The 7,527-nt window shown below is 68.7% G+C and carries 11 protein-coding genes; 3 read left to right on the forward strand and 8 right to left on the reverse strand.

All coding sequences use genetic code 11. The features are described from left to right. Positions 1-163: 163 nt before the first annotated feature. The 6 genes from ACZ6ZQ_RS38130 to ACZ6ZQ_RS38155 all read right to left on the reverse strand — a co-directional run bounded on the left by ACZ6ZQ_RS38130 (position 164) and on the right by ACZ6ZQ_RS38155 (position 2,917). On the reverse strand, positions 164-1,012 hold the full coding sequence (locus tag ACZ6ZQ_RS38130) for a helix-turn-helix domain-containing protein (protein ID WP_469773130.1): 849 nt from the start codon (positions 1,010-1,012) through the stop codon (positions 164-166). A 13-nt stretch (positions 1,013-1,025) separates the two neighbouring features. Further along, complete coding sequence (locus tag ACZ6ZQ_RS38135; protein ID WP_469773131.1) at positions 1,026-1,544, reverse strand: DUF6879 family protein; 519 nt, start codon at positions 1,542-1,544, stop codon at positions 1,026-1,028. Further along, positions 1,525-1,791, reverse strand: a complete 267-nt coding sequence (locus ACZ6ZQ_RS38140; protein WP_469773132.1) for a hypothetical protein — start codon at positions 1,789-1,791, stop codon at positions 1,525-1,527. Before ACZ6ZQ_RS38140 ends, ACZ6ZQ_RS38135 begins: the two co-directional genes overlap by 20 nt. Positions 1,792-1,954: 163 nt before the next feature. Further along, complete coding sequence (locus ACZ6ZQ_RS38145) at positions 1,955-2,161, reverse strand: hypothetical protein (protein WP_469773133.1); 207 nt, start codon at positions 2,159-2,161, stop codon at positions 1,955-1,957. An 11-nt stretch (positions 2,162-2,172) separates the two neighbouring features. Next, positions 2,173-2,427, reverse strand: coding sequence for a hypothetical protein (locus tag ACZ6ZQ_RS38150; RefSeq protein WP_469773134.1), 255 nt, complete (start codon positions 2,425-2,427; stop codon positions 2,173-2,175). A gap of 229 nt (positions 2,428-2,656) precedes the next feature. Beyond that, positions 2,657-2,917 (reverse strand): peptidoglycan-binding protein, encoded by a 261-nt coding sequence (locus ACZ6ZQ_RS38155; RefSeq protein ID WP_469773135.1) that lies wholly within the window; start codon positions 2,915-2,917, stop codon positions 2,657-2,659. 361 nt (positions 2,918-3,278) lie between these two features. Between ACZ6ZQ_RS38155 and ACZ6ZQ_RS38160 the strand changes: the two genes are divergently transcribed. After that, on the forward strand, positions 3,279-3,578 hold the full coding sequence (locus ACZ6ZQ_RS38160; protein WP_469773136.1) for a hypothetical protein: 300 nt from the start codon (positions 3,279-3,281) through the stop codon (positions 3,576-3,578). A gap of 11 nt (positions 3,579-3,589) precedes the next feature. Next, positions 3,590-3,922: a hypothetical protein gene (locus ACZ6ZQ_RS38165; protein WP_469773137.1), complete on the forward strand. Its 333-nt coding sequence runs from the start codon at positions 3,590-3,592 to the stop codon at positions 3,920-3,922. 293 nt (positions 3,923-4,215) lie between these two features. On the opposite strand, the gene ACZ6ZQ_RS38170 is transcribed toward ACZ6ZQ_RS38165, so the two are convergent. After that, positions 4,216-4,560 carry a chorismate mutase gene (locus ACZ6ZQ_RS38170; RefSeq protein ID WP_469773138.1) on the reverse strand — a complete coding sequence of 115 codons (345 nt, stop codon included), beginning with the start codon at positions 4,558-4,560 and terminating at the stop codon, positions 4,216-4,218. An 11-nt stretch (positions 4,561-4,571) separates the two neighbouring features. Next, positions 4,572-5,459, reverse strand: coding sequence for a helix-turn-helix domain-containing protein (locus ACZ6ZQ_RS38175; protein ID WP_469773139.1), 888 nt, complete (start codon positions 5,457-5,459; stop codon positions 4,572-4,574). Between the two features lie 140 nt (positions 5,460-5,599). Between ACZ6ZQ_RS38175 and ACZ6ZQ_RS38180 the strand changes: the two genes are divergently transcribed. Further along, a complete protein-coding gene (locus ACZ6ZQ_RS38180) occupies positions 5,600-7,342 on the forward strand; it encodes a glycoside hydrolase family 35 protein (protein WP_469773140.1) in 1,743 nt (580 codons plus the stop codon). Positions 7,343-7,527: the final 185 nt, after the last annotated feature.

Raw genomic sequence — 7,527 nt, forward strand, 5'->3', positions numbered from 1 at the left:
CTGAATCAGCTCGGCCGTCGCCGAGGAGCCCCTGTGCCAGTGACACCAGCCAGGATTCGCCGCGTTGACGGCCGCGGCAAGCCAGATTCCCGTCTCCATACTCAGGAAGTTACGGACGGCGACCAGATCGGCTCCAGGAAGTTCTACGAGATTCCACGCCGATTCACTCCAGGGCCTCGATCGCCTTCGTAATCAGGGCCCGGGCGTCCGCTCCGTACACCGCCAGGCCGGCCAACTCCTCGAAGGTCTCCGCGTACATCGCGACCTCGGGGCCCTGCGTGATGGTCAGATAGCCAGAGACAAGCTCGACGTTGACCTGTGCGGAGTCGTAGATCCAGAATCCCTCAACGGGCCAGCGGTGGCGGCCCGGTCGCGTAGGCACCACCCCCAGGCTGACGTTGGGCAGCGAGCCCACGGTGATCAGGTGGCCCAGTTGCCCGGTCATGACGTCCGAGTCCCCCGGCCCCGACCGCAGGACGGACTCCTCAACGAGGAACGCAAAGGTGCGTCCTGGGTCGTACAGCAAGTGCTGCCGCTCGACGCGCGCCTCGACAGCGTCCTCGACATCGTCCATCAGGCCGCGGCGCTGCTGGATGGCACGCAGCGTCGCGGCCGTGTAAGCCCGAGTTTGAATCAGGCCAGGCACGAGCCACGACGAGTACGAGCGGAACCGGTGTGTGCGCTCGTACAGCGGGAGTCGGGCTTCCTGCGCGCGGCGAAGGCCGGCGCGCTCCATCCGTCGCCACTCGACGAACATGCCCTCGACGGCACGCAGGGACTGGATGAGGTCCGCGGTCTGGTTCTCTGCGTTGCAGGCGCGGCACCAGGCCGTGATGTCGTCGGCCGACGGCGAGGTACGGGCATTCTCGATGCGGGAGACCTTGGACGGGTACCACCCGCAGGCGTGAGCGAGGTCCCGCCCGTTCAGCCCAGCGTCCCGGCGGATCTCGCCAAGTCGGGCGGCGAGAACCTGCCGGGCCCGCTGGACGCTGGAAGATGTCGGAAGGGCCATGGCGTGCGCTGGGTCAGATGGGCTCGTATTCCGCGTGTGGGGTGGCCCGTTCCCACACGGATTCGAAGGCGCCGGCGTACAGCTTGATGAGGGCCGGGTCGTGGACCACTTCCATGCCGGTGCCGGTCCACTGACCTTCACCACTGAAGTGGTGAAGGATCAGCGTGTGCTCGTCGACCACCCAGCAGTCCATAGCGGGTAGCAGCAGGTCGCGGGCGCGCGAGCGGGGCAGCCAGCGCACATCCTCGCCTGCGGCGAGGTTGGTGAACGTGATGTCGTACTCGTACCGGATGTAGTCGCTGATCGGCTCCGAGACGACCCGGGCACGGCGCATGACGACTCCGCGGGCGGTCACGCCGGAGACGAAGTCGAGCCATGGCCGCCACCACGATGCCCTGTCACTGGGGTCCTCGCGGTGGCCCTCCTGCCAGCGGATGAACGCTGGATCGTCGCGCATGTAGCTGTCACGCATCTCCAGGTGCACCGCAGAGCGCTCAGCTTTGGCGAGTGCCTCACGTACCGCTGTTGCCACTGGGTACCTCACTGTCCTGACGTGGGATGAACTGGAGCATGTTGGCGGGCAGCCGGATCACCGTCTCGTGGTCCGGGACGTCCGTGGAGTGACCAGGGATGGAGCCAACTTCCTGTGCCTGCCGAACGGTTGCCTCGTCGGCCTTCCAGGACTGGATGATGAGGTCACCTGTCTCCTCCTCAAGCCAGATGGTTGGCGAGCCGTCGTCAGGCGTGTTCGGGTAGATCCCAAGGAACTTTAGGGCCATGGCCGTCATCTCCTCCGAGCGGATTCCACGCTGTTCCACAGACCTTCACGCCGCAGGAGCAGCCCGTCAAGGGGGCGTCACGCCATGTGAGCGTGGTCGGCATGACGAAGAAGCCCCCTCCCGCGCACGTGGCGCGAGAGGGGGCAAGGTGGCCGGGCGGGGGTCAGCCCAGGATGTCGATCAGGTACCGGGTAGCGAAGCTCAGCCACCCGACAGCGAACACGGCACGGCCGGCGGGCGTGCGGACCCGGAACCAGGCCCGTGTCCGCTCCGAGAGTGCGTCCCTCTGGCGGCCGTTGCGCAGCGCGTACACCTCGAACGCGGCTCCCACAGCGAGGAGACCGCCCCATACCCAATCAGCAGACGTCACGGGGCCTCCATTCAGCGGGCGGTCATCTGGTACACGGACAGGACCAGGCCCGAGACGGCCACGAGCGCGGCGATCGACGGCAGCGGCCATTGGCCCTTCTCCAGAGCCGACACGCGGCCCTGGAGGTCTTCGATGTCCTTCTCTGTCTGGCCGGTCCACTGGAGCGCCGTATCCAGGCGGCCGTTCAGGTTGGCGAACCCCTCGGCCACCGTGCCTCGCAGTCGCTCCAACTCGACGGCGACTTGTGTGGACTCGGACGGTGTCACTGGCGGCTCCCCAGCCAGCCGACCGTTCGCGGGTCGTCGACGAGCGAGCCCACAACGGCCTTCACGACCGACAGAGCGGCCGGGATGGAGGCGATCGCGGCGGCCTTCACCGCGGACAGGTTGGTGAGGTCGAAGCCGTCCGCGAGGAGCAGTCCGAGGAACGTCGTGACCTACGCCGCGAGGTGCGCTCGACCGTGTCGAGTACGAGTCGGGGCATGAGGGTCTCCGATCAGGGGGTGATGGTGAAGCCGCGGCGGGCGCCGAGCTTTTTGAGGGACTCGGCGCCAGGGATGCCGTCAGCGGCCGTGCCCTTGTAGCCGCAGCGCCGCTGCCACGCGGCATAGGCGGCGATGGTGGCCGTGCCGAAATTCCCGTCGGCGACGTCCCGGGACAGCAGGCCCTCGGCGACGAGCGCGGTCTCCACGCTCTTCACGCCGTAGTAGCTGACCGGGGTGCCGCGCTTCGGCGGGTCGCTCTTGGCCGCGGCCACGAGCCGGGAGGTCCCCGGGGTAGGGCGGGGGCACGGCGGGTCCTTCCGTAGGTGGCGCTGTGGCGGTGTGGCAGGTGGAGCCCGAGCAGCGGCCGGTGATGGGAAATCAGGATTGCTCGCTCGCGTTCCCCGTGGCTGAGAACGCGGCTGGGCGGAACGAGTTAGGCGGGGGACGAGGAAGAGGCGGCGGCGAGACGGCAGAAGTGTCAACGCAAAATATGGTGGCACGCTGGATGTTGGCGGCCTGAGTTTGCGCAGCTCGTTTCTGTGCGCGACTCTGGAGGCATGTTCTGAGCCGGGCAAAGTCAGCGCAGGCTAGAGGCGGTCTTCCATGGCAATCGTAGGCATGAGAATGAACAGGATGCGTGCCCAGCATTTCGACGGACTTCACAGCTTCAGCATGACCGTCCAGGTATCCAACCGGGATGTCGTTGCCGACATCTGTCTATTCTCGCATTGGGGTGCGAATGACGTTTCCTCCTCACATGTCCACATCAGTCAAATCATCAGCGACAGCGGGATCGAGAATTTCCCCACCGAGATCGGATCGATAAAAAATCCATCGACTCTGTTCCGGAGGAATGTCACAAGCATCACTTTCAAGGTCGAGGTCTACAAGGCCCAAGCTATGGCGCGTTGGATCATCTACGACTGGGTCTAGGAGGATTGGAAATGACCACAGGCGGAGACATGCCAGTGGAGGCGATCGAGACTCAGGCCTGTGTCGTGTACGACACGCGCACGGGCGAGGTGGTACACACGCACACTTTCGTGCCTGCCGAACCGGACGGACACATCGAGCCCGATGCACTGGCCGACGCGGCACTGGGCGCAGTGGCCGACCGTGCCGGGAGAGAGTATCTGGCAGCCAAAGTCGTTCCGCCATCGACGTTCATGCCAGGGGCCCGCTATCGGGTCGACCCGGAAACCGACGCGGTTGAGGTCGAGGCCGAGCGCTCCCTCCATCCGGCAGACGTAGAGCGTGATGAGGGCACCTCGGATTAGTTCCTTCCCAGTCCGGAAAGAACAGGGATCCGGGGCCGAGTCGAATGTCCAAGGCGCTCAACTCTGACGCCGTTTCACACCAGCCACATCAAGATCATCACACCTAGGCCGGGCGGCGGCCAGGAGGCGGAGGTCCCCAGCCCAGCTCTCACAACGGACCCGACCGAACGAGACGTCCAGGGCGATGTGTTCGGTTCGAAAGCTTCACGAACCTCCGCAACGCGCTCCCCGAGTCATCTGCGAACGGGGGCTCGTCGCCGATCGCCAGAACTGCGCAGGACAGGAAGATCGGATCACTCCCCTGAGGCTCCGTTGCTGGTAACAGGCCCGTCGGCGATCTGTTCGTGGTGGCGGATGACCTCGGCGATGATGAAGTTCAGCAGCTTCTCGGCGAATGCCGGGTCCAGCTTCGCGCTCTCCGCGAGCTGGCGGAGGCGGGCGATCTGGCGGGCCTCGCGCTGCGGGTCGGCCGGGGGGAGGTGGTGCTGGGCCTTGAGGTGGCCGACCTGCTGGGTGCATTTGAAGCGTTCGGCGAGCATGTGGACGACGGCCGCGTCGATGTTGTCGATGCTTTCGCGCAGCCGGGTCAGCTCGGCCCGGACGGACTCGTCGATGTCGCTCGTCTCGCTGGAGGTCATGAGGAGGGAGCTTACGTCGGTCGGTGGGTGATGGTCGGGGGGTGTTCGGGATCCGGAATGCGATTGCTCCAGCCGCCGGGCACGGTACGTCCCTGCTGCTCACGGAAGCGGATGGGGGCCGTGCCGACGCGGCGGGTGAACAGTCGGGAGAAGTAGGCCGGGTCGTCGTAGCCGACGCGGCGGGCGACGGCCGCCACGGGCAGATCGGTGGCGGCGAGGAGCTCCTTGGCGCGGCCCAGGCGGATACCGAGGAGATAGTCCTTGGGGCTGCAGCCGGCGCCGCGGCGGACTGCGGTGCGCAGCTCCGCGGGGGTCATGCCGTGGCGGGCCGCGTGCTCGGCGACGGACAGCGGCTGGAATGCGTCGCGGGCGAGCGCCTGCAGGACGGGATCGCCGTCGGGGCCCACATCGGCGCGGGCGCGGCGCAGCGCGACGAGCAGCTCGTGGACGGCGGCGCCGGTCTCGACCTCCAGGAGAGGGTTGCCGCGGCGCGCGGCGCGGGCGATGCGGCCGACGGCGGCGCGGGCGGGGGCCGCGTCGGAGAGGGGGACGACGGGGCGGTCGGGCTCGATGTAGCCGAGTTCGGTGTAGGTGGCGGTCGCCGGGCCGGCGAAGTCGACGAAGCTCTCGTCCCAGCCGGTGGCGGGGTCGGGGCCGTAGTGGTGCGGGACGCCGGGGGTGAGCCAGAGCACGGCGGGCGCGGTGACGGTGGTGCGCCGCCCGTCGGTGCCGCGGTACCAGCCGCCGCCCGCGCTGATCAGGACCGCGACGTGGTGGTCGAGGGTGCGGGGGCCGACGGTCGGCAGTGCGCCGTGCTGCAGCCCGACGCCGAGGCAGACGAGGCCGAGCCGGTGGTGGACCGGGCTGGGCGTGAAGTAGCGCATCCATGTGTGGTACATCGGCCTGCCCTCCCGGCTCGGACCGTGTTTGTGGCTCGATGGTGTTTGCGTCCAAACAGAGCTGATCTTTGTCCATGGACCGCCGCACCGCCAGGGGGAGATCGTTGCTCGCGGTAGGTGATCACGGAGGGGCGGGGCCGGTGGCTGAGTTCGCTGTGGGGGATGAGCACTTTCTGCTGGACGGACGGCCGGTGCGGCTGCTGTCCGGGGCTTTGCACTACTTCCGGGTGCACGAGGCGCAGTGGGGTCACCGGCTGGCGATGCTGCGGGCGATGGGCCTCAACTGTGTGGAGACGTACGTCCCGTGGAATCTGCATGAGCCGCGGAGCGGCCGGTACCACGATGTGGGGGCTCTGGGGCGCTTCCTGGACGCGGCGCACGAGGCGGGGTTGTGGGCGATCGTGCGGCCGGGGCCGTACATCTGCGCCGAGTGGGAGAACGGCGGACTGCCGCACTGGCTGACCGGTCCGCTCGGGTCGCGGGTGCGGACGCGTGACGCCCGGTACGTCGGGCATGTGGAGCGCTGGTTCGGCACGCTGATGCCGCAGGTCGTGGAGCGGCAGATCGACCGGGGCGGCCCGGTGATCATGGTCCAGGTGGAGAACGAGTACGGCTCGTACGGCTCCGACCGGGTCTATCTGGGCGGGCTGCGGGACCTGCTGCTCGGACTGGGCGTGGAGGTGCCGCTGTTCACGTCCGACGGCCCCGAGGACCACATGCTGACCGGTGGTTCCGTGCCGGGTGTGCTCGCCACGGCGAACTTCGGCTCGGGTGCGAGGGACGGCTTCGGGGTGCTGCGCCGGCACCAGCCGAAGGGGCCGCTGATGTGCATGGAGTTCTGGTGCGGCTGGTTCAGCCACTGGGGCGACAGGGCCGTCGTACGCGATGCGGCCGACGCGGTGGAGGCGCTGCGCGAGATCCTGGAGTGCGGGGCGTCGGTCAACATCTACATGGCGCACGGCGGTACGAACTTCGCGGGGTGGGCCGGTGCGAATCGCTCCGGTGAGCTGCACATGGGTGAGCTGGCCCCGGACATCACGTCGTACGACTACGACGCGCCCGTCGACGAGTCCGGGCGCCCGACGGTGAAGTTCTGGGCGTTCCGCGAGCTTCTGGCGCCGTACGCGGAGGGTCCGCAGCCGGAGGTTCCCGGGGCGCCGGCGGTGCTGGGGGCTCCGGCGGAGGCCGTGCTGGGCGAGTGGGCGCCGATGGAGGTGGTGCTGGAGGCGCTGGGCGGCCCGGAGACCGAGCACGCGACCCCTCCGTCCTTCGAGGAGCTGGACGTGGACCGGGGCGTGGTGCGCTATCGGCTCGATGTGCCCGGGCCGCGGCGGGCCCGTCCCCTGACCGTGGACGGCCTCCGGGACATCGCGGTGGTGTACGTGGACGGGGCACGGGCGGGCGTGCTGACGGAGGCCGACGCGACGCTGCCGGAGGCGGTGGCGGGTCCCGCGGCGGTGGAGCTGTGGGTGGAGTCGCTGGGCCGGGTCAACTACGGCCCGCGGGTGGGTGAACCGAAGGGCATCACGGGTGGGGTGATGCACGAACGCCAGTTTCTCCACGGGGTGCGGGCGCGGGGGCTGCGGCTGGATGCGTTCGAGCGGGCGGGGGCGGTGGCCGCGGTTCCGTTCGCGACAGCGCGTCCGGGTGAGCGGGGCCTGTACCGGGGCGAGGTGGCGGTCACCGGAGCCGGCGACGCCAGGCTCGAACTGCCGGGCTGGACCCGGGGGTTCGTGTGGGTCAACGGCTTCTGCCTCGGCCGCTACTGGGCCGCGGGCCCCCAGACGTCCCTGTTCGTCCCCGGTCCGGTGCTGCGCGAGGGTGCGAACGAGGTGTGGGTGCTGGAGCTGGAGCGGGGCGGGGAGGCCATACGCCTGGGGTGACTCCGCGTGGCGTGCTGCGGCCCGGCGTTCCTCCCCGCCCCTTCTCAGAGCTTGGGGCTAGTGCCGCGACCGGCAATGTTTGCCCGTCAGGGAGCGTCGTCCGGTGCATGGGGTCTCCCCAGGCCCGCAGGGCCGAGGGGAAGCATCGCAAGGCGGCCGGAAGTCCTTGTAGCGGAGCTACCAGG

It is taken from the genome of Streptomyces sp. NPDC053673 (assembly GCF_055585225.1).